18 protein-coding genes and 2 pseudogenes are annotated in these 19,756 nt (G+C 42.9%); 17 read left to right on the top strand and 3 right to left on the bottom strand.

All coding sequences use genetic code 11. The annotated features are described in order from the left end of the window. The first annotated feature begins 47 nt into the window (after positions 1-47). The gene (gene modB, locus GNF10_RS07720) at positions 48-1,871 is read left to right on the top strand and encodes a molybdate ABC transporter permease subunit (protein ID WP_185581029.1); all 1,824 of its coding nucleotides are present in this window, start codon (positions 48-50) and stop codon (positions 1,869-1,871) included. A 121-nt stretch (positions 1,872-1,992) separates the two neighbouring features. On the opposite strand, the gene GNF10_RS07715 is transcribed toward modB, so the two are convergent. Further along, the gene (locus GNF10_RS07715) at positions 1,993-2,364 is read right to left on the bottom strand and encodes a four-helix bundle copper-binding protein (RefSeq protein WP_185581030.1); all 372 of its coding nucleotides are present in this window, start codon (positions 2,362-2,364) and stop codon (positions 1,993-1,995) included. Between the two features lie 650 nt (positions 2,365-3,014). Continuing rightward, positions 3,015-4,079, bottom strand: a complete 1,065-nt coding sequence (locus tag GNF10_RS07710; protein WP_185581714.1) for a YheT family hydrolase — start codon at positions 4,077-4,079, stop codon at positions 3,015-3,017. Between the two features lie 156 nt (positions 4,080-4,235). Here GNF10_RS07710 and GNF10_RS07705 point away from each other — a divergent pair, with 156 nt between their 5' ends. The 13 genes and pseudogenes from GNF10_RS07705 (at position 4,236) to GNF10_RS07645 (ending at position 14,401) form a co-directional block, all read left to right on the top strand. Then, a complete protein-coding gene (locus GNF10_RS07705) occupies positions 4,236-4,979 on the top strand; it encodes a response regulator transcription factor (RefSeq protein WP_094331110.1) in 744 nt (247 codons plus the stop codon). 1,392 nt (positions 4,980-6,371) lie between these two features. Next, positions 6,372-6,593, top strand: a pseudogene (locus GNF10_RS07700) (SulP family inorganic anion transporter); the annotation flags it as partial. Between the two features lie 125 nt (positions 6,594-6,718). Next, positions 6,719-7,846: a sodium-dependent bicarbonate transport family permease gene (locus GNF10_RS07695; protein WP_185585628.1), complete on the top strand. Its 1,128-nt coding sequence runs from the start codon at positions 6,719-6,721 to the stop codon at positions 7,844-7,846. 85 nt (positions 7,847-7,931) lie between these two features. Continuing rightward, a complete protein-coding gene (locus GNF10_RS07690; RefSeq protein ID WP_109011849.1) occupies positions 7,932-8,264 on the top strand; it encodes a hypothetical protein in 333 nt (110 codons plus the stop codon). 18 nt (positions 8,265-8,282) lie between these two features. After that, positions 8,283-8,417, top strand: a pseudogene (locus GNF10_RS07685) (SulP family inorganic anion transporter); the annotation flags it as partial. Between the two features lie 248 nt (positions 8,418-8,665). Further along, positions 8,666-10,081, top strand: coding sequence for a cation:proton antiporter (locus GNF10_RS07680; RefSeq protein WP_185585627.1), 1,416 nt, complete (start codon positions 8,666-8,668; stop codon positions 10,079-10,081). Positions 10,082-10,505: 424 nt separating this feature from the next. Further along, positions 10,506-10,841: a cation:proton antiporter subunit C gene (locus GNF10_RS07675; protein WP_185585626.1), complete on the top strand. Its 336-nt coding sequence runs from the start codon at positions 10,506-10,508 to the stop codon at positions 10,839-10,841. After that, positions 10,838-12,277: a cation:proton antiporter gene (locus tag GNF10_RS07670; protein WP_185585625.1), complete on the top strand. Its 1,440-nt coding sequence runs from the start codon at positions 10,838-10,840 to the stop codon at positions 12,275-12,277. Before GNF10_RS07675 ends, GNF10_RS07670 begins: the two co-directional genes overlap by 4 nt. Then, the gene (locus GNF10_RS07665; protein WP_185585624.1) at positions 12,262-12,651 is read left to right on the top strand and encodes a Na+/H+ antiporter subunit E; all 390 of its coding nucleotides are present in this window, start codon (positions 12,262-12,264) and stop codon (positions 12,649-12,651) included. The genes GNF10_RS07670 and GNF10_RS07665 overlap by 16 nt, the downstream gene beginning before the upstream one ends. After that, complete coding sequence (locus tag GNF10_RS07660; protein WP_185585623.1) at positions 12,648-12,905, top strand: hypothetical protein; 258 nt, start codon at positions 12,648-12,650, stop codon at positions 12,903-12,905. Before GNF10_RS07665 ends, GNF10_RS07660 begins: the two co-directional genes overlap by 4 nt. Then, a complete protein-coding gene (locus GNF10_RS07655) occupies positions 12,902-13,180 on the top strand; it encodes a monovalent cation/H(+) antiporter subunit G (RefSeq protein ID WP_185585622.1) in 279 nt (92 codons plus the stop codon). Before GNF10_RS07660 ends, GNF10_RS07655 begins: the two co-directional genes overlap by 4 nt. Further along, positions 13,173-13,742, top strand: a complete 570-nt coding sequence (locus GNF10_RS07650) for a DUF4040 domain-containing protein (protein WP_185585629.1) — start codon at positions 13,173-13,175, stop codon at positions 13,740-13,742. The genes GNF10_RS07655 and GNF10_RS07650 overlap by 8 nt, the downstream gene beginning before the upstream one ends. Continuing rightward, positions 13,739-14,401: a Na(+)/H(+) antiporter subunit B gene (locus tag GNF10_RS07645; RefSeq protein WP_185585621.1), complete on the top strand. Its 663-nt coding sequence runs from the start codon at positions 13,739-13,741 to the stop codon at positions 14,399-14,401. Before GNF10_RS07650 ends, GNF10_RS07645 begins: the two co-directional genes overlap by 4 nt. A 222-nt stretch (positions 14,402-14,623) precedes the next feature. Here the strand turns inward: GNF10_RS07645 and GNF10_RS07640 are convergent, their stop codons facing one another. After that, positions 14,624-15,415, bottom strand: a complete 792-nt coding sequence (locus GNF10_RS07640) for an S-adenosyl-l-methionine hydroxide adenosyltransferase family protein (protein ID WP_185585620.1) — start codon at positions 15,413-15,415, stop codon at positions 14,624-14,626. A 285-nt stretch (positions 15,416-15,700) separates the two neighbouring features. On the opposite strand from GNF10_RS07640, the gene GNF10_RS07635 reads away from it, so the two are divergent. From GNF10_RS07635 to GNF10_RS07625, 3 genes are all read left to right on the top strand, one after another. After that, positions 15,701-16,606 (top strand): hypothetical protein, encoded by a 906-nt coding sequence (locus tag GNF10_RS07635; RefSeq protein ID WP_185585619.1) that lies wholly within the window; start codon positions 15,701-15,703, stop codon positions 16,604-16,606. A gap of 14 nt (positions 16,607-16,620) precedes the next feature. Next, positions 16,621-18,567, top strand: coding sequence for an Hsp70 family protein (locus tag GNF10_RS07630; RefSeq protein ID WP_185585618.1), 1,947 nt, complete (start codon positions 16,621-16,623; stop codon positions 18,565-18,567). Between the two features lie 283 nt (positions 18,568-18,850). Next, a complete protein-coding gene (locus GNF10_RS07625; RefSeq protein WP_185585617.1) occupies positions 18,851-19,675 on the top strand; it encodes a zinc-dependent peptidase in 825 nt (274 codons plus the stop codon). Positions 19,676-19,756 lie beyond the last annotated feature (81 nt).

Here is a 19,756-nt window from a genome sequence, read left to right as displayed (position 1 = left end):
GTTGGTAAATTAGGGATTAGTTGAGCTAATTTTTTCCCTACGCAACTATGCCATTGGATTTATCGCCTCTTTGGATATCACTCAAAACTTCATTACTTGCCACATTTATCACCTTCTTTTTAGGTATTGCTGCTGCCTACTGGATGCTGGGATATCGCGGCAAAGGTAAATCGTTGATTGAAGGTATCTTTATTGCGCCACTGATTTTACCGCCTACAGTTGTCGGTTTTTTGCTGCTGCTATTTTTTGGCAAAAATGGCCCTGTAGGGAAACTCATGCAGACTTTTGATTTCAGCATCGTTTTTACTTGGTATGGGGCCGCGATCGCAGCTACGGTAGTTTCTTTCCCATTAATGTATAAAACTGCACTGGGAGCCTTTGAACAAATAGATGGCAATTTACTGCGAGTAGCTAGAACCCTTGGTGCAACCGAAACTACAATCTTTTGGCGCATCAGTTTACCCTTAGCACTACCTGGCATTGTCGCCGCCACAATGCTCGCTTTTGCGCGTGCTTTGGGAGAATTCGGCGCAACATTGATGCTAGCTGGTAATATTCCCGGACAAACGCAGACAATCCCAATGGCAATTTATTTTGCTGTGGAAGCGGGAGCAATGAATGAGGCGTGGTTTTGGGCGATCGCAATTATGGTGATTTCTCTATCTGGAATAATTGCAGTCAACTTCTGGCAAGAATTGAGGGAAAAGAAGGAGGCAGGGAGCGGGGGGCAGGCTTGCCGTGAGCGTAGCCGAACGGGAGCAGGGGGAGAAATTTTTTATAGCCCGCAATCTAGCTTTGAATCTGGTGGATTGTTAGTCAATATTGAAAAAATACTTCCTAGCTTTGATTTAAAAGTTGCTTTTACTACTGATGAGCAACCCTTGGGATTATTGGGGGGTTCTGGTGCAGGTAAAAGTATGATTTTGCGCTGCCTTGCGGGGATAGAAACGCCCTCTAGTGGACGCATAGTTTTAAATGGCAGAGTCTTGTTTGACTCAGAACAAGGAATTAATTTACCCAGCCGCGATCGCCGCATTGGTTTTTTGGTGCAGAATTATGCTCTATTTCCGCATTTGAGTGTGGCGCAAAATATTGCTTTCGGCTTGCCTAAAAAACTATCTGCTGGAAGTATTAGAGTACAGGTAGAGGAGCAACTTATAGCAATGCAGTTGCAAGGATTAGGCGATCGCTATCCACACCAACTTTCTGGAGGCCAACAACAACGGGTAGCCTTAGCAAGAGCATTAGCAAGTCAACCGGAAGCATTACTTTTAGATGAGCCGTTCTCGGCGCTTGACACCCATCTGCGTAGTCAATTAGAGCAGCAAATGACTGAAACTCTAGCAGACTACCAAGGTGTGACTCTATTTGTCACCCATAATATGGAAGAAGCTTATCGGATTTGTCCGAATCTATTGGTATTGGAGCATGGTAGAGCCGTTCATCATGGCAGCAAATACGATATTTTCCAGCATCCTGCTACCGTTAGTGTCGCTCAACTTACTGGATGTAAAAACTTCTCCCGCGCTATTTTCCAATCATCACAACAGGTGGAAGCAATTGATTGGGGTTGTACTCTTCAACTCATTGAACCAGTCACGAGCGAATTATCCCACATCGGTATTCGTGCCCATCAGTTCATTTTTACCAATGACTCATCACAGGAGAATACCTTTCCCTGTTGGATAGTGCGAACAAGTGAAACGCCCCATCGAATGACATTATTTCTCAAACTACATTCTGCTGGCAAGAATTCTCAAGATTACCATCTGCAAGCTGAAGTCTTCAAAGAAAAATGGGTGACGATGAAAGATCAACCGTTTCCTTGGTATGTGCGTTTAGATCCTCTGCGCTTGATTTTGATGGAATGAACGCAGAAATATATGGGACGTGGAAAATTATTCAAAATCATCTTACTTCAAGCGCCCAGACCCCAAAGAGTCTGAGCGCTTGAATATTAGGTTGCAGAGAAACTTCTGCTAGTTAGGGAAATTAAGCAGGCATCATCTGCATACTTCTGCAATACTCTGCACACTTACGGCAAGCAGCAGCACATTCCATCATTTTCATGTCATCGCTCATCATCTCACACGCCATTGCAGTGCGATCGCACATTTCGGCGCAGAGCATACAAGTGCGTTCCATGAACTCAGAACCACTCATCATCATATTCATGCACATCATGCACATTTCAGAGCAATCGCGCATCATGCTCATCATGCTCATCATGTCCTTGTTCATCTGCATACCACCTTTGGCCATGCAGTAAGTCATGGTTTCCATGCACATTTTATGACAGTCCATACAAACTTCCATACAAGCTTGCATTTCGGCAGTCATGGTTTCAGTCATCATCATCATCATAGGAAATACCTCTTGATTCTTTGATGCATAAATAGTGCCCTTGTAAGGACTACTCACAACGTTAATCCTATCCTTTGAAAGAGTCAATGGGAGTTTTTTGTCCAGAATTTATAAGCCTACTATCCCGATATAATTACCGGAAATTTGGGCAAATCCTACAGAAGTTTGGTGCTGTTTTTTGGGCTATTCTTACACATTAAGGCTTAGAAACTCTCGTTGTGGAGTGGGGTTTTATGGAGCAAGTCAACTTTTCTATCAGTAAGCAAAAGTTAGAGCTATAATCTTTAAAACTAATGTCATGATTTATTGACAAATGATTTTTTAGAAACATTTATTAATTTATATTAAGCCAGTATTTATTAGCTCTAATGAAGACTTTTTGTCTTTTCATCGACTTCATTTCAATGACAAAATCTTAGTATTAAGTAAGCCGATCTAAATGAAAGAAAAATGTGTGAAGAAAGGTAAAGAAAGCTCAAACTCTTTTTCCCTTGCCCCTGTCTTATCCCACTGATAATTATTCACTCCGAGCTACAGCAGTTTGCAGCTAAATGAGGTACAGAACCAAGGATTCACAAATCAAATTATTCTTCTGCCTCCTGCCTCAAAACCAGTGACTTTGTACCTTATGCAAAAGAAAACTGCTGTACTTATCCTTTGCGCTGTTGCTCCAACCATTGTAAAATCCGATTCCATGCCCACCAAGGATCGGAGTCTTGTACTTGACGCTGGCACTCTTTGCTGCTCAAATAGCCAACATGACCACCGTACTGAGTGAGCAATAAATCTATTGCGGAATTGCGATCGCAAGCTTCTTGTAATTCCGGTATGATAGCTGGGTCAAAAAGTGGGTCATCAGCAGCATATAAAATCAAAGTCGGTTTTGAGATTTGCGGCAATATTTGTAAAGCACTACTAGCTTGGTAATAAGCTTCTACAGAAGAAAAACCTAATCGGTTAATTACCAGTTCGTTATCAAAACCCCAAATACTATTCGCCCGTTCAATCGCTTCTGGGTCAATGCTTCCAGGATGAGCATCATGAATTCGCCATGCTAGTTTTTTTAAATTCTGGGCAATCCCCGCTTCCAAATATCTGCCAAAGGGTTTTGTAACTAGATAAGATAGCGATCGCTCCGAATCCAAACTAGGACAAATCACCATACCACCGCCAATATCGCTGTCTTCTAGTCCTAAATCTTCATATTCCCTAATCACCTCACCAGCCACCTTCACTGCCCATAGTGCCAATTGCCCTCCCAAAGAAAACCCTGTAAACCAAAATTTACCAGGACATCCCATTGCCTTAGCTGCGGCGGCGATGCGAACAAAATCTTCCCCTTCGTACAAACCATCAGAAGTCAGAGTCGGCGACAATTCGGCAGTTTTCCCGTGGGCCCGCCAATCAAACAACACAACAGCGTATCCTTGAGCATAAGCTTTACGCCCTAGCACCCTCAAAAACCATTCTGTTTTTAACTCTCCAGTAATGCCGTAAGTGCCGATAATCGTGCTATGGGCATTTTCCGGTATGGCAACCAAGCCAAAAATTGGCACACCTTGGCCACCAACAAAAATTTTCTCGTGATAAGACGGTTCTGGGTCTTTAGTAGTACTTTGCCAGTGACGTTTTCCCCACAAAGCAGTGTATACAGTCATCATCACACCGTTTTGTAAAAACCAAGACGGATTGTAGGGGGGAGCATAACACATCATAGACTATAAGATTTCGTGTAATTGAGTCTTGATTTCACAGTCATTTAATCTTAATATTTATGTAAGATTTAAAAACTTTTTTAGAATCGTTTCAAAAATCTTTGTATCTATCAAAGGTTGTTAATTATCCTTAATAAGTAGTAATAATTTTTAAGAATGCCGAGGATTCTTGTCATAGACGATGACCCAGCGATTTCAGAACTAGTTGCCGTCAACTTGGAAATGGCTGGCTACGATGTTAGTCAAGCTGAAGACGGCATCAAAGGTCAAGCGCTGGCTCTCCAGCTTCAACCAGACTTGATCATGCTCGATTTAATGTTGCCCAGAGTGGATGGGTTTACAGTTTGCCAACGCCTGCGCCGCGACGATCGCACCTCTGAGATTCCCGTGTTAATGTTGACGGCTTTGAGCCAAACTCAGGACAAGGTAGAAGGCTTTAATGCTGGCGCAGATGACTACCTCACCAAGCCTTTTGAAGTTGAAGAACTGCTGGCACGGGTGCGGGCACTTTTGCGACGTACTGACCGCATTCCCCAAGCCGCAAAGCATAGTGAGATTCTGAACTATGGATCATTGACCCTCGTTCCCGAAAGATTTGAGGCAATATGGTTCAATGACACGGTGAAATTGACTCACTTGGAATTTGAGCTACTTCACTGCTTACTACAACGCCACGGTCAAACAGTTTCTCCTAGCGAAATCCTCAGAGAAGTTTGGGGCTACGATCCTGATGATGACATAGAAACGATTCGAGTCCATATTCGCCACTTGAGAACCAAGCTAGAACCAGATCCCCGCCACCCCCGCTATATCAAGACAGTGTATGGAGCCGGATACTGTCTTGAATTACCCGGTATCCCTCCATCAAACGAAGGGGCTTCAGTAACAGTCGTTGAATGAAATCAGCTAAATTCACTTAAACCTTGCCATAACTTAGGCAAGAACTCTCTGTAACTCTTATACCTTACCGTTTAGTTAAGGTTATTAGTGAAGTGTGTAGAGACGTTGCATTGCAACGTCTCTACAAATCTATTTTTTGGAAATCCCCTCAAACAACTTAAGAAAAAGACCTTTCCCTGATTTGACTTGTGTATTAAAATTTTTTGCTGCCTTTGACAAGGTTCGCTACCACTGTCAGCAACTTATTTGGCTCTATACATCTAAATCAGCAACGCCAATAAATCTACTTAAATTACCATGCAACAAAAAACATAATTCCAATAATAATATAAGCAAATTTTTTATAGTTCATGGAGTACTGATGGTTACAGTAACAGTACCAGGATAACAGGTCAAAATCGACCCAAGCGCCGGGGCTGCGATCGCTAGTTATACAATGTCCCCAAATCACCGATAATAAGCAGTTTGTAGTCGGGACTTCAGTCCCCAAAATCAGGACTAAAGTCTTTACTACGAACCTATAAGCACGTAAGCTCTAGACCCAAATTTTCGGTAAAACTAGATGACAAACAGCTTATCACATAGGTATTGACAAAATGACATTTACTGATATTAATGAAATCAGTCATCCAAATTATGGAAGTAGGGGCTAACCTGAGTAGTTCACTTTGTCACTTACAGCAACTCTTGAATACTTTGCGATGCATTATGACTAGTGATTCATCGCATTAATTTTGAGGGATAAGAGAACGAACCGCATACTCCAACGGAGAAGCAAGCTACGCGCAGCGTCTCGTTAGAGAAGGACGCAAAGAACGCGTTCGCGCAGCGTTTCACAGAGAAGTTAAGAGTTAAAGAAGAGAAATTAAAGGTGATTTACCTATCATATTTAATGGGACAGACCACTAGGCGTATCAGTCTTGGGCTTGTTGGCAGATTGCTTAACCAAAAAGTTTTTGCAATAACAATTAATATAAATTTACATATTGTATTGATTAGTGCAATCAAAGATTAGTCAACAAGCATAGCCTTTTATCTATGAAAGCAATTTAATATTTATTTAATATTGAAGCTTGTAAATAAGCAAGATTGACATATAAGGCTGTAAGCTATTATTGAGTCGCATTAAACTTGACAATAACTAAAAATTGCAATTTTTGTAAGCTTTTCTAGTCAAATTTTTGAACCATCTTTGTCCTAAGCCTTCTCTATTGAAGATTCGTATTTAGCGACTCGCCATATAGAAAGGCAATATAGCCTGCTGCTTTGCAAAGAATTAAAGTTTTCTTTGCGTGATTTCTCATGGCAATAAAACATGAAATGTACTCAAAGTAGCTGGCAATTTTTACAATGCAAAATAAATTTTGCATTTTTTGTAACCAAAGCCCCAGTATGTCATTGACTAATACGATCAACTTTAGAAACTTACAAGGCGATTTATTCGGTGGTTTAACTGCTGCGATCGTTTCGTTACCTCTAGCGCTAGCATTCGGTGTTGCTTCCGGCGCTGGGCCTGTAGCTGGTCTTTATGGTGCAGTTTGCGTCGGCTTTTTCGCAGCCTTATTTGGTGGGACACCAACCCTAATTTCTGAGCCAACCGGGCCAACGACCGTAAGCCCTCTCTACAGGTTCTTGTGCAGCACCTGTGCTATAGGAGTCAAGCACATCAGTCTTTTTTAAAGTTCATTTAGTTCATTTATTGTAATACTCCTCATCAGAGGAAGCGCAAGGAGGTATTCGTGGATTTTTTGTCCCTTTTTCTAATGGACTTCATTCAGCAATTGCAGTCCCCAACACTAGGCTTTTTGATTGGTGGGATGGTCATTGCTGCCCTTGGTAGCGAATTGGTAATTCCAGAGGCGATTTGTACGATCATTGTCTTCATGCTGCTCACCAAAATTGGTCTGAACGGTGGTATTGCGATCCGCAATTCCAACCTGGCGGATATGGTGTTACCCGCAGCGTTTGCTGTAATATCAGGGATTCTGATTGTATTCATCGCCCGCTATACATTGGCCAAGCTGCCGAAGGTCAAAACCGTGGATGCGATTGCGACTGGGGGTTTGTTTGGTGCCGTGAGTGGCTCTACCATGGCAGCCGCCTTGACGCTACTGGAAGAACAAAAAATTTCATACGAGGCATGGTCTGGCGCACTCTATCCATTCATGGATATCCCAGCGCTCGTAACTGCGATTGTTATAGCCAACATTTACATCAACAAGAAGAAGTATAAAGAAGCAGCCTACTCTATTGGGCAGCAGTCTTTCAGCCAGCAGCGCGTTGCGGCTGGCGATTATCCCGATCAAAAAGATTATCCTAGCAGCCGGCAGGAGTATCTCAGTCAGCAGAAGGGTGCTGCGGATAATCGGGTCAAGATATGGCCAATTATCGAGGAAAGCCTCCGGGGCCCTGCCTTATCGGCAATGTTGTTAGGTCTCGCTCTTGGCCTGTTCACCAGGCCGGAAAGTGTCTATAAAGGCTTCTACGATCCCGCCTTTCGCGGCTTGCTTTCGATCTTGATGCTGGTCATGGGGATGGAGGCTTGGTCGAGAATTGGCGAACTGCGTAAGGTAGCCCAATGGTACGTTGTGTATAGTGTGGTGGCACCGTTTTTGCATGGGCTAATCGCCTTCGGTCTCGGCATGATTGCCCACTACGCCACGGGATTCAGCATGGGCGGCGTTGTGATCCTGGCTATTATCGCTTCCTCTAGTTCAGACATCTCAGGGCCGCCTACGTTGCGAGCCGGTATCCCTTCAGCTAATCCCTCCGCCTATATAGGCGCGTCCACAGCGGTCGGTACGCCAGTTGCGATCGGCTTGTGTATACCGTTCTTCATCGGTCTCGCCCAGGCGATCGGCGGCTAATCCCAGACGGGTCGAGGTCTGTCAGATATCCCTTGAACGGGCAGACCAAGTAGATCAATGTACATAATTTAAGGAAGTAACCAACATGTCCAAGCGTGCCAACAAGCTCGTCATCGTCACGGAAAAGATTCTGCTGAAAAAGGTCGCCAAGATCATTGATGAAGCCGGGGCGACTGGTTATACGGTGGTGGATACTGGCGGTAAAGGCAGTCGCAACGTGCGCTCTACGGGTAAACCCAACACTGCCGACACCGATTCAAATGTAAAGTTCGAGGTACTCACCGAAAATCGGGAGATGGCAGAGAAGATTGCGGATCAGGTCGCAATCAAGTTTTTTACCGATTATGCGGGCATTATCTATATCTGTGAAGCAGAGGTACTGTACGGGAGAACTTTCTGTGGGCCAGAGGGCTGTTGAATCGAGACGACGCGCCACCAAATCTTTTTTGGGATATTTAAGTTGGGTAAATACATTACCCTCATGCCTTACAGCGTGATTTCTGGGTTTATGTCTGGGATTGGCGTGATTCTGATTATTTTGCAGATTGCTCCTTTTGTCGGACAGGCAAACTCTACAAGTTTGGCATTTCGAGGTTTGTACCAGAGCATTACATGTTTGTAGATCGTATAGATGCACTTAAACAAGCCGTTGCTTTAGTTAATCCTCATGCAACTGATGCTAATAATCCTGGCGTTGGTACTTACACTGACACCTATTCGTAAGTTGTAATTCGTAATTCGTAATTGTATTATGAATTACAAAATATAGATTGCAATTTTTAATTGGCTCCAAAATGAATCAGAAACACAAGCAAAAACATGATTTTTTCAGAACCAATACTTAATTCGTTTACCTGGTTAAATTTTCTCACCGGAGCTTTCCAGTCTCCTTTACTAGCAACAACTAATGAGGCGGAATATGCTCCTATTGTGCTGACTGGAGTATTGCTAAGTTTAGTAGTCATTTATCTGGCTAGTAAAATTGGTGGTGAATTATTTAGAATGATGGACTTGCCACCTGTATTAGGAGAATTAGTTGGTGGGGTGCTTGTGGGTGCTTCTGCTCTCCATTTGGTAGTGTTTCCCGACAGTGGAGCAGCTGGTAGCGACTCCATTATCATGACTATCCTGCAATTCATTAATAACCTCAGTCCTGATGCAGTCACATCAATCTTTCAAAGCCAGAGCGAAGTTGTTTCTGTGCTTGCTGAACTAGGTGTGATCATTCTGTTATTTGAAATTGGTCTAGAATCAGACTTAAAAGAATTACAAAAAGTTGGTTATCAAGCAACAATTGTTGCTTGTGTTGGGGTAGCTGTTCCTTTTGCGGCTGGTACGGCGGGGTTGATTTTATTGTTTCATGCGCCAGTAATTCCAGCGATTTTTGCAGGTGCAGCGCTCACAGCTACTAGTATTGGCATTACCTCGAAAGTTTTGTCAGAAATTGGGCAGTTGAAATCTCGTGAAGGTCAGATTATTGTCGGTGCAGCTGTAATTGATGACATTTTAGGCATCATTGTATTGGCAGTAGTTGCAAGTCTTGCTAAAACTGGTGAGGTTGATATTTTCAACGTCATTTATTTAATTGTCAGCGCTACAGTCTTTCTCATTGGCTCCATTTTATTAGGGAAATATTTCAATCAGAGTTTTGTTGCCATTGCTGAGAAATTGCAAACGCGAGGCAACTTAATTATTCCAGCATTTATCTTTGCCTTTTTCATGGCTTTTTTGGGTAGTGCCATTCATTTAGAAGCTATCTTAGGCGCATTTGCGGCTGGTTTAGTTTTGGATGAAACGGATAAACGCAAAGAGCTAGATGAGCAGGTTAAACCTGTTGCTGATATGCTAGTGCCAGTTTTCTTTGTGACAGTTGGCGCGAAAGTTGATTTAGGCGTTCTTAATCCTTTAGTTCCAGGAAATCGAGAAGGATTAATTATTGCTACCTTCTTAATTGCGATCGCAATTATCGGTAAAGTTGTCACAGGTTGGGCGGTTTTTGGTCAACCTGGAATTAATCGGTTAGCCGTTGGTGTGGGGATGATTCCCCGTGGCGAAGTTGGGTTAGTGTTTGCCGCCATTGGTGCAGCTAGTGGTACTCTTGATAAACCATTGCAAGCTGCGATCGTTATTATGGTGATTTTGACAACCTTCTTAGCACCGCCTTTATTGCGGTTTGCATTTAAACAATCGCCAGAAGAAAAAGAATCTTTAGAGAAAGCCAATGTAATAGGCTAGCGTCGCAAGGCGGAAGTCAAAAGTCAAAAGTTTTGTATATCAAGGCTTTTGCAGGTTTTAAAATAGTAGCTTGATTTCCGCCATGCTGTGTTGTACCAATTCTGTATGAATAGAAGATGCGCTAAACCATATTGAAGTACAAGAAATAAGAAAGAGAAACGAACCGCAAAGGACGCAAAGGACACAAAGAAAGAAGTTAAAAGGGTTTGGCGCAGCCTCACAAAGAAATGGTATTAGTAGTCTGTCTCATTAATTCTAATAAGTGAATCAAATTTCAATTTCTCTTCTTCCTTTGCGCTCTTTGCGTCCTTTGCGGTTCGTAGAACTAATGGGACAGACCACTAGTTACTTTTACCTTTAAACACAAGAGAGACGAATTTTATTTTCTCTTTTACCTTCAATCCTTATCCAACAGGCAATTTCCGTGTTAGAAGCGTGCATATTCGCAACAATATTTTGCGGATTTTTCGGCATCATCCTTAAAAAGAACCTCGTTATGAAGATCATCTCTATGGATGTCATGAGTACGGGGGTTATCGCCTATTATGTGCTGATTGCATCACGAGATGGCTTATTCACACCAATTATTTCCAACGTCAAAAATGTCAGATACGCCGACCCGGTTCCCCAGGCGGTCATATTGACGGCGATTGTGATCGGATTTTCGATTCAGGCGTTAATGCTGGTCGGCGTTATGAAGTTGGCACGAGATAATCCGACTTTGGAAAGCAACGAAATCGAGAAGAATAACACGCCATGAGTAACATTACGATCGCATGGATTGCACTACCGTTGTTTTTGGGGTTCGTCATTTATCTACTCCCCAAACTTGACAAATACCTCGCGCTGTTTGTAGCTTTGGCTTCCGCAGGATATGCGTTGCAACTATTTGTCACCCAATCGTCACTGACACTACAGTTACTAGATAATTTTGGTGTTATTTTAACAGTCGATCAATTAAGCGGCTACTTTATCTTAACTAATGCGCTGGTGACAGCAGCAGTCATCCTCTACTGTTGGCACAGCGATAAAACAGCTTTTTTTTACGCACAACTGATCATTTTGCATGGTAGTATCAATGCCGCGTTTGCTTCTTCAGATTTAATCAGCTTATACGTGGCGTTAGAGGTAAGTGGTATTGCTGCGTTTCTGTTGATTAGCTATCCCCGAACTGACCGCTCGATTTGGGTTGGGTTGCGCTATCTGTTTATCAGCAACGTGGCAATGCTTTTTTATCTGGTTGGTGGGGTGTTGGTCTATCAGGCGCATCATTCCTTTAGTTTTGAAGGTTTGCGCGTAGCACCCCCAGAGGCCCTTGCCCTGATTTTTTTGGGACTATTGACAAAAGGAGGAGTTTTTGTATCAGGATTATGGTTGCCCTTGACTCACTCCGAATCGGAAACGCCAGTATCGGCGATGCTGTCGGGAGTTGTGGTAAAAGCTGGTGTTTATCCATTGGTGCGGTGTGCGCTGATGGTGGAAGAGATTGACCCAATTGTGAGAATCTTCGGAGTTGGGACGGCGCTTCTGGGAGTGTTTTATGCAGTCTTTGAAAAAGATACTAAGCGGATGCTAGCGTTTCACACGGTTTCGCAATTGGGCTTTATCCTCGCTGCGCCGGCCGTGGGTGGTTTTTATGCGCTGACACACGGATTGGTTAAATCGGCGCTTTTTCTAATTGCGGGGGCTTTACCGAGTCGCAATTTCAAAGAACTGCAACATCAAGCGATCGCTACCCCAATCTGGATTGCCTTAGTTATAGCTAGCTTCTCGATCTCTGGTTTTCCCTTGCTGTCTGGCTTTGGGGCGAAGGTATTGACGACAAAGAATTTGCTGCCTTGGCAAGCGATCGCTATGAATATTGCCGCCCTCGGAACAGCAATATCCTTTGCCAAATTCATATTTCTGCCGCGTGGGGGAAAAGGTGAGGTAAAGCCTGGTTTCTGGGCAGCCATCATTCTGTTAATCGGTGGGCTATTTCTAGCTAATATTGCGTATTACGAGGCGTACACCGTTGAGAATATCATCAAACCCCTCGCAACTATCGGCATTGGATGGTTGGCGTATTTACTAATTTTTAAACATTCAGTACTCAAGCTGCCGCGTGTCCTTGAACAATTTGACCATTTGATCGGTGTCATGAGTCTGATTTTAATCCTATTGTTCTGGAAGGGATTTGCATGGTTGGGTATTTAAATCTAATATTGCGACTGACTATTTGGTTTTTGCTCACTGCCGATTTCAGTGTGGCGAATATCATCATTGGCATCAGCATCGCACTTCTATTGCCGGGTGGTAAAACAGCTAAACAATCATTAAAAGATTGGCTGCGTGTGCTGGGTGAAATTATGGTGGCGATTCCGCAGGCGTATATTGAAGCATTTCAACTCATCCTCCGCCCCCATAAATACGAAGAGATAACGATGGAACAAGTTAAACCAGGACGTACACCAGGGCTTGTATTCCTAGATATCTTCCTAATTACCTTTACGCCAAAGACCATTGTTTTGAAATACCACGAAGCAGGCTGGTACGAAGTACATTGGGTGCGACGGAGGAGAAAAGTATGATCCTGAATCTGGTATTGATTGCCATGATTTTGGCAATGCTCATCCCCATGTATGAGGCATGGCAAGATGATGATATTTGGCAAAAAATGCTTGCATTTGCCAGTTTTGCCACCAAAACTTCAATCATGATCCTGGTGGTATCCGTCTTCCGTGATGATTGGATGATTGGTGTTGTCGGGGTCATCATCCTAAGTGTGGGAAATGCTGGCTTAATGTTGCTGGCTCATGTAATCAAACGAATGAATGAAGTATGATTGACTTTTTCAGTTATATATGCATAGGCTTAGGACTTTTCTTCTGGTTTTGGGGAACCTTTCCTCTGTTGGGCAAGCGATCGCTATTATTCAAACTCCATAGTCTTTCGGTTGCAGACACCCTTGGCTCGATGAGTATCATTATCGGGCTGCTCTTAAAGATACCCAGCGAATGGCCGCTACTTATCCTCGCTCTCATCTCCTTGGCCATCTGGAATACAGTGCTGGGGTATGTATTGGCTTACTGTTCTAGTAGCGAGGGTAACTATGAATGATAGCTATCTCTATATCATCATCGCCCTGTTGCCGTTGGCTGCGTGTATGGTGGTATTTCAGGTCAATCCATACCATGCGCTGGTAATTCGCGGCATATTGGGAGCGGTGGCGGCAATGGTATATGCGGTTTTAGGAGCGCCAGATGTTGCTTTAACCGAAGCATTAGTGGGTACTATGCTGGCAATTACGCTTTACGCGGTGGCAGTGCGTTCATCCCTGGTGATGCGTCTTGGCTTGGTCAAAGACGAGGCAGATGACGAAGAGCATTTTGGGCAACTGATGGATGACTTACGCACAATTTTTCGTAAACGCCAGATGCGTCTAGAACTTGTTCCCTACCCAAATACCCAAGCTTTGCAACGGGCGCTGATGGATAAAGAAGTCCATGCGACCTGTGTCAGACGAGAACAAGACCAGGCAACCAGTGAGGACGAAAAACAATTTTATCACACCGCCATTAGGGTAAAACGCATCTATGAGATCATGCAAACCGAACTTGCATCACCAGCGACAATCCTGAGTTATGTAAGTACACCAGCTGAAGGGGAGAAGCATAAATGAAATGGATCTACATTGCAGCAGGGATAGCGCTGTTTGTAAAAATGCTCGTCTTGCCAAATTCAGCGCCAGTCGTACCGGATTTCTCTATTGTTGAATCGATTGTTAAAGATGGTGGCATACCCAATGCGGTAACAGTGATCATTCTCAGGAATCGGTTGTATGACACTATCTTCGAGGTGGTGGTATTTACGATCGCAATTATGGGAGTTAATTTTCTGCTAGCGAATGAACAGCCGTCCTGTGCAATCTATAGTTTCACAGATAAACCATCCATTGTGCTGGCGCGTTTGGGAGCAACTATTTCCGCGTTGGTAAGTATAGAACTAGCGATTCGGGGGCATCTCAGCCCTGGCGGTGGTTTTGCGGCTGGAGTCGCAGGTGGAACTGCGATCGGGTTGATTGCCATTACCTCATCACCAGAGTGGATGCAAGGGATTTACCAGCGCTACCACGCCGCTACATGGGAGAAGGTTTCGGTTCTTGTTTTCATTGTACTGGCGGCTATAACTCTGACTGGAGTGGAGTTACCGCACGGGGAAATGGGCGCACTTTTGAGTGGGGGGATTGTCCCCTTGTTGAATATTCTGGTTGCAGTCAAAGTCGCGTTAGGGTCGTGGGCGGTGATTTTGGTTTTTATTCGTTATCGGGGATTGTTGTAAAAGATAATTTAGGATTTTTTCTCAGCGCTGCGCCAGTTGCTACCCTGCGGGAACGCTAAGAGCGAACAAGTCGGGGAACCCGCCCAACGCACTGGCTTCTCTGTGCCTCTGTGGTTTAAAATAATTTTTTGAACCACAGAGGCGCAGAGGGCACAGAGTAAAGAGTTTAAAGAGGAATTTATTTTTTGTACCTTATCTTTGTGGGAACTGCTATATCTAAAATTAGGCAATTCGAGTTACTTGCTGATTCACGCGGGGACGACCAAAACGTTCCCAAGCACTCCCTCCTCGCAGAAACAATTCTAAAAAGCGCAATGGTTCTCCTGAATCGCCTCTTGACCAACCGGAACTACCAGGAGCAAAGGCTAAAGTCCCTTCAGACACTTTGAAGCTGCCATCAGAATACACTGCATCACTCACCACATCTCCAATTCGGATCACGATCTTGCTTTGAGGCTCCAAGTTGAGTGTATGCGCCCCAATAGTAGTTTTGATGTTGCCGTAGCCATCAATCCAAGCGATTCGATCCGGTGGAACATCTGGGATTTGCTCACTCTTAAAGCTATCTCCCAGAAGGCTAAAATCTTCATTCATAATGGCAGCCGCCGCCGGAGGAAACACATCCCGTGAGCGAAACTGGGAACCACCACGAGAAACGTTGACCACTCGCAACTCCTTTGTATGGTCTTTGATAAAGGAGAGGGTGTAACCTGCATTTACACCCACTACTTTTACACCATTGGATAAAAGAGCATAAGTTAGTCCTTCACCTTCATTGTCTCGACGGGCTTCAGGATCATCCTGACGAGGGGCGCAATTGTGATAAATTAGGCGATCGCTAGGGCCAGGGTTAAGCCCTAGTTGGGCAATCCAGAATCCCGTTGCCAATGTACTGAATGCTGGAACCGAAAGCAAATGAATTTGGGCATGGGGAAAAGCTATCAGTAAACGTTGTGTGACTTCTGTAAATGCCGGATCTCCTGTACCGTAGTCTGCAATGACGCAAATAAACATTCTGCTCCTCCTTCTGATGGGTAGTAATTTGCAATCAACCTAATTCATAATTCAAAATTAAATCCCCGATGTAACATAATTATGAATTATGAATTATTCGGTCATGATGTGATTAGGGACTGACAAAAAATAAATTATCCAAAATTATTTGTAAATTTATAGGGGCGCAAGGTCTTACGCTTCTACGATTGGATCTTTTTTAACTGCAAGTCCCTTACAGGTTGAAATAAGCAGTTGTCTGTTCATTTCACTCCTATTAATAACGTTAAAGTCTTAGTCAACGCAATGAAAACAATCACCTCACTTTTTAGCGAAGAACGCAACCAACTCCAGACAGATATTGATAACACAACTAACATTGAGGAGATAGTTAAGTTGGTTCACAATCGACTTGATAATCTCGAAAGAATTTACATTGAAAAGCTTAATTTAGCTCAAGTTCGTCTAGCTTCCTTTTTCCTAGATACCCTGCGGCAGTCCATCGCCACTCTTGCTGCGGCTAACTATTCTCAAATTGCTCCAATAGAACAAAAGCAATTTACTAACCCAAGTACAAACCTTTTTTCCAGCAGATTAATCCTAAAACTGCTAAAGGGACTAATTTATATAGGCATCTTAGGTTCGTTGTTCTCCTTAACTAAAACTAGCCCAGGTGCATGGATGGCTATCTTACTAACCTCTATACTTCTAGGGGTAGAAGTTATGCTTCAACTTGAGTTAAAAAGCCAGCAAAATTCTATGTCTTCAGAGTTATTGGAATTACCTAAACCTCTGCTCCGGGTTGATAGCAAAATATTTTTAGAGCATCTTGGCGATGCTCTTAACACTATCGACCTAGCAGTAGCTAGAGTAGAAGAATGGAATAAACATGAAGGCGACTTAGCAATAGAACAACTGCCAGAGCTATTAAATTTTCTGCAAAGGCTAATGGGCGCATCAAAACTTGATAAACCCCAAATGGCTTATGAACTTGCAAAACTTCTGCCACAGATTTTAATGTCTCAGGGAATTAACGCTCAAATTTACCGACCAAATGACCCTCACAGCGATCGCAATTATTTTGACTTCGAGCCAAGTATCGACCCCGATACCAAAGATCATGTAACTCTAACTCCGGCTCTGTTAAAAGGCGATCGCTTGATTCGGCGCGGTAGGGTAATTGAGCCAGCATATTCCTCTGCTAGAGAATAATAGACAATAAGGGTATGGAAATTTTAGAAACAATCGGTTTTGATTTGGGGCACGGTGAAACGGCTGTAGCTAAAGCTGTAGTGGAAAGCATCGACCCCCCCCAGATGCTGGAAATTAATAACAAGAAGAACCAAATTACAGCCCTTGGTTGGCATCCTAAACTCGGTTATCTTGTCGGCGAACAAGCATTAATTCAAGCTGGCGTTACCCAACTCACAATTTCTTTCAAGCAAAAACCCAACAGCGATCCTAAATATCGGGAAACAATTAGCACTTTTGTAGCAACCTACTACCGCCTTTTGAAAGAAAGTAAACAACTTGAAGGTGGAGAAGGTAGCTATTTTTACATTGGTTGCCCTTCAGGATGGTCAATTAGCGATCGCACCGAATACCAAAAGCTACTTCAAGAAGCTGGTATTCCCCAACTAAATGTTGTACCGGAATCACGGGCTGCTTTTATGCAAGCCAAAGAAGCCGGGAAACTGGAGTATGACAAACTTGTTGCATCGGTGCTAATTGTCGATATTGGTTCTTCAACCACAGATTTTACTCTGGTTAAGAGTTTAGAAGAGATACCCATAGATTTCGGGAGTAATACTTTAGGTGCATCCTTAATTGACAAAGCTATTTTTGCCCGGACTCTCGCCAACCACGAGCAAAAAGCATTACTCGAAAAAGTATTTAAGGAATATCCACATCACCAAGCTCGTTGTGAACTTGCTTGTCGCAAAGCTAAAGAAGATTATTTTTCTAATGAACAGCTATACAGCGATCCTGAATCCTTTGCGCGTGGCTTCGAGTCGATTAACGAACAGATTTATTTTATTCCCCAAGTCAATAAATTGATGATGGAGGAAATTTTAAACCAGCCCTTACCGGAACTGGGGCATCATAGTTGGGTGCGATCGTTTAGCGACTCTTTAACCGAAGCCAAAGAAAAGCTAGAAAAACTTGGAATCGTGCCGAAACTTTTGCTGATGACTGGGGGTGCATCTCGCATGAAGTTTACGCACTTGCTTTGTCAGGAAATGTTTCCCGAACCAGAAACGCTGCTTCGCCCCGATCCAGAACCGGAACGGTGTATTGCACTGGGATTAGCACGAGTAGGACGATGGGATTTGCGTGCTGCTGCTTTTAAGGAAGAAGTCAACAAACTATTTACCTCGAATACGCTTAAAGGTTTGATTGAAAGGCATATCCCGGAGTTAATCGAATCATTAACTAAGCCTTTGACAGATGGCTTGATTATCAACGCAGTTAAACCAGCTTTAAAAGATTGGCAAAAAAACAAAATACGGACTTTAGCCGATTTGGAAACATCTTTGATCGGTCGAGCAGAACAGTGGCTCAAAAGCGATGCCTCCGGCAACGTCTCCGACGAACGCGCTGTGCAGATAATTAATCATCAATGCGCTTATTGGTTTAGCAATAAAATCCAACCAGATTTAGCCGCACAAACCGATCCAATATGTCGAAAGTTTCAGATACCTAGAAGCAGCTTAAGGTTCCAGGATAGCATTGACCCAAATTTTGTTAACCCAGAGCTACGAATTGGAGATGCTATTTTGGCTGAGACAGTGGGCTTTATTGTCAATGTAGTAATTGGTGGAGGCACTGTAGCTAGCATCATCACTCTCATTCTAACAGGACATTTAACCTGGCCTATTGCCTTAGTATATGGGGCTTCGGTGATGGCGGCAGGAATGGAGCTAAATCGTAAGAGTGTTCAAGAAGTAATCAAGACAAATGTAGATGTACCTAGTTGGGTTCGTTCTAGTTTTTTGAGTGACAAAAAAATCGAGGATATGTGTGAGCAAATAAAGCCTGAGTTAGAGAAAGTTCTTCAAGAACAATTGACAGCAGATCAAGAGGCTTTTGATAAATTGATTAGTAAAGTTGAGCAAGAGCTTCAAAAAACCCTTTCTACCAAAGTTCAATCTTGCATAATTCTGATCCAATAGCGGTAAATATAGTTTTTATAATCTCAGCGCTCTCTGCGTTTCTGCGGTTTGGAATTTATTTAACCGCAGAGGCACAGAGAACACAGAGAGAAGAGATTAAAGAAGAAGTTATAGACTAAAATTTCTGGCATTTGTTGGGTTTTACTTCGTACCACTGTGGGGAAGCAAGCTACAACTCAACTACAATTATCATTAATTGAATTTGATTATTTTACAACAAAAAAAAGAGGTTAACTTAGAAATATAAGTCAGGGGCTTAAATATATAAATTACTTAAAAGTCAATGATTCAAACAATAATTACTTTTCTCATAATTGGGCTAATTATCACAGGTATTTTAATCAATCCTATTCTAGTAAAAAAGCGAAGAAACCGCCTTAAACACCGTCCTTTTCCCCCACTATGGAATGCAATTATTGAGAACAATCTTCCTATTTATCTCTGTCTCTCTCCCGATGAAATTAGACGACTTCAGGGACATATTCAAGTATTTTTAGCAGAAAAGCAATTTATTGGCTGTAGAGGATTACAGGTGACGGAGGAAATGAAACTGACCATTGCATCTGTAGCCTGTTTACTTTTATTAAATGAACGTGGGCAATATTTCCCTAGACTTCGTTCAATTCTGGTTTATCCCAATGCTTATTTTGTTAAAGAAACGACTCCCATCGGAAATTATGTTGTTGAAGAAAGGCGTGTGGCCAGACTAGGGGAATCGTGGACAAATGACCAAGTAGTACTGTCTTGGGAACAGGTGAAACAAGATACTAATAACTGGAGGGATGGACGTAACGTTGTGCTTCATGAATTCGCCCATCAGTTGGATCAAGAAGATGGTAAAGCTGAAGGAGTTCCCATACTGCAAAGCAAATCAGACTATACTATTTGGGCAAAGGTGATGACAGAAGCATATCAGCAACTTTGTAATGATGTTCTCCAAGGTGCAAAGACGGTAATGGATAGCTATGGTGCAACGAATCCCGCAGAATTTTTTGCCGTAGCAACTGAGACATTCTTTGAGAAACCGCACCAATTGTTGTCTAAGCATCCGGCACTTTATGAGCAATTGCAACGTTACTATCAATTAGATCCTGTGCAATGGGCGTAAAGTAAGTAGGTAAGTAGGTAAGAAGAAATCACATTATATTCAGTTAATCAACCTTCCTTCAAAAATGTTAGTAGTTGGGAC

The sequence above is a fragment of the Nostoc sp. UCD121 genome (assembly GCF_014222285.1).
GTDB lineage: Bacteria > Cyanobacteriota > Cyanobacteriia > Cyanobacteriales > Nostocaceae > Nostoc.
The sequence above is the reverse complement of the archived record's forward strand: the minus strand, read 5'-3'. Positions and strand labels throughout refer to the sequence as shown.

Excerpts from the sequence above, each read along its gene's own strand:
- modB (WP_185581029.1), top strand. The coding sequence starts at position 48 with ATGCCATTGGATTTATCGCCTCTTTGGATATCACTCAAAACTTCATTA.
- GNF10_RS07715 (WP_185581030.1), bottom strand. The coding sequence starts at position 2,364 with ATGATGATGATGATGACTGAAACCATGACTGCCGAAATGCAAGCTTGT.
- GNF10_RS07710 (WP_185581714.1), bottom strand. The coding sequence starts at position 4,079 with ATGATGTGTTATGCTCCCCCCTACAATCCGTCTTGGTTTTTACAAAAC.
- GNF10_RS07705 (WP_094331110.1), top strand. The coding sequence starts at position 4,236 with ATGCCGAGGATTCTTGTCATAGACGATGACCCAGCGATTTCAGAACTA.
- GNF10_RS07690 (WP_109011849.1), top strand. The coding sequence starts at position 7,932 with ATGTCCAAGCGTGCCAACAAGCTCGTCATCGTCACGGAAAAGATTCTG.
- GNF10_RS07680 (WP_185585627.1), top strand. The coding sequence starts at position 8,666 with ATGATTTTTTCAGAACCAATACTTAATTCGTTTACCTGGTTAAATTTT.
- GNF10_RS07670 (WP_185585625.1), top strand. The coding sequence starts at position 10,838 with ATGAGTAACATTACGATCGCATGGATTGCACTACCGTTGTTTTTGGGG.
- GNF10_RS07665 (WP_185585624.1), top strand. The coding sequence starts at position 12,262 with ATGGTTGGGTATTTAAATCTAATATTGCGACTGACTATTTGGTTTTTG.
- GNF10_RS07660 (WP_185585623.1), top strand. The coding sequence starts at position 12,648 with ATGATCCTGAATCTGGTATTGATTGCCATGATTTTGGCAATGCTCATC.
- GNF10_RS07655 (WP_185585622.1), top strand. The coding sequence starts at position 12,902 with ATGATTGACTTTTTCAGTTATATATGCATAGGCTTAGGACTTTTCTTC.
- GNF10_RS07650 (WP_185585629.1), top strand. The coding sequence starts at position 13,173 with ATGAATGATAGCTATCTCTATATCATCATCGCCCTGTTGCCGTTGGCT.
- GNF10_RS07645 (WP_185585621.1), top strand. The coding sequence starts at position 13,739 with ATGAAATGGATCTACATTGCAGCAGGGATAGCGCTGTTTGTAAAAATG.
- GNF10_RS07640 (WP_185585620.1), bottom strand. The coding sequence starts at position 15,415 with ATGTTTATTTGCGTCATTGCAGACTACGGTACAGGAGATCCGGCATTT.
- GNF10_RS07635 (WP_185585619.1), top strand. The coding sequence starts at position 15,701 with ATGAAAACAATCACCTCACTTTTTAGCGAAGAACGCAACCAACTCCAG.
- GNF10_RS07630 (WP_185585618.1), top strand. The coding sequence starts at position 16,621 with ATGGAAATTTTAGAAACAATCGGTTTTGATTTGGGGCACGGTGAAACG.
- GNF10_RS07625 (WP_185585617.1), top strand. The coding sequence starts at position 18,851 with ATGATTCAAACAATAATTACTTTTCTCATAATTGGGCTAATTATCACA.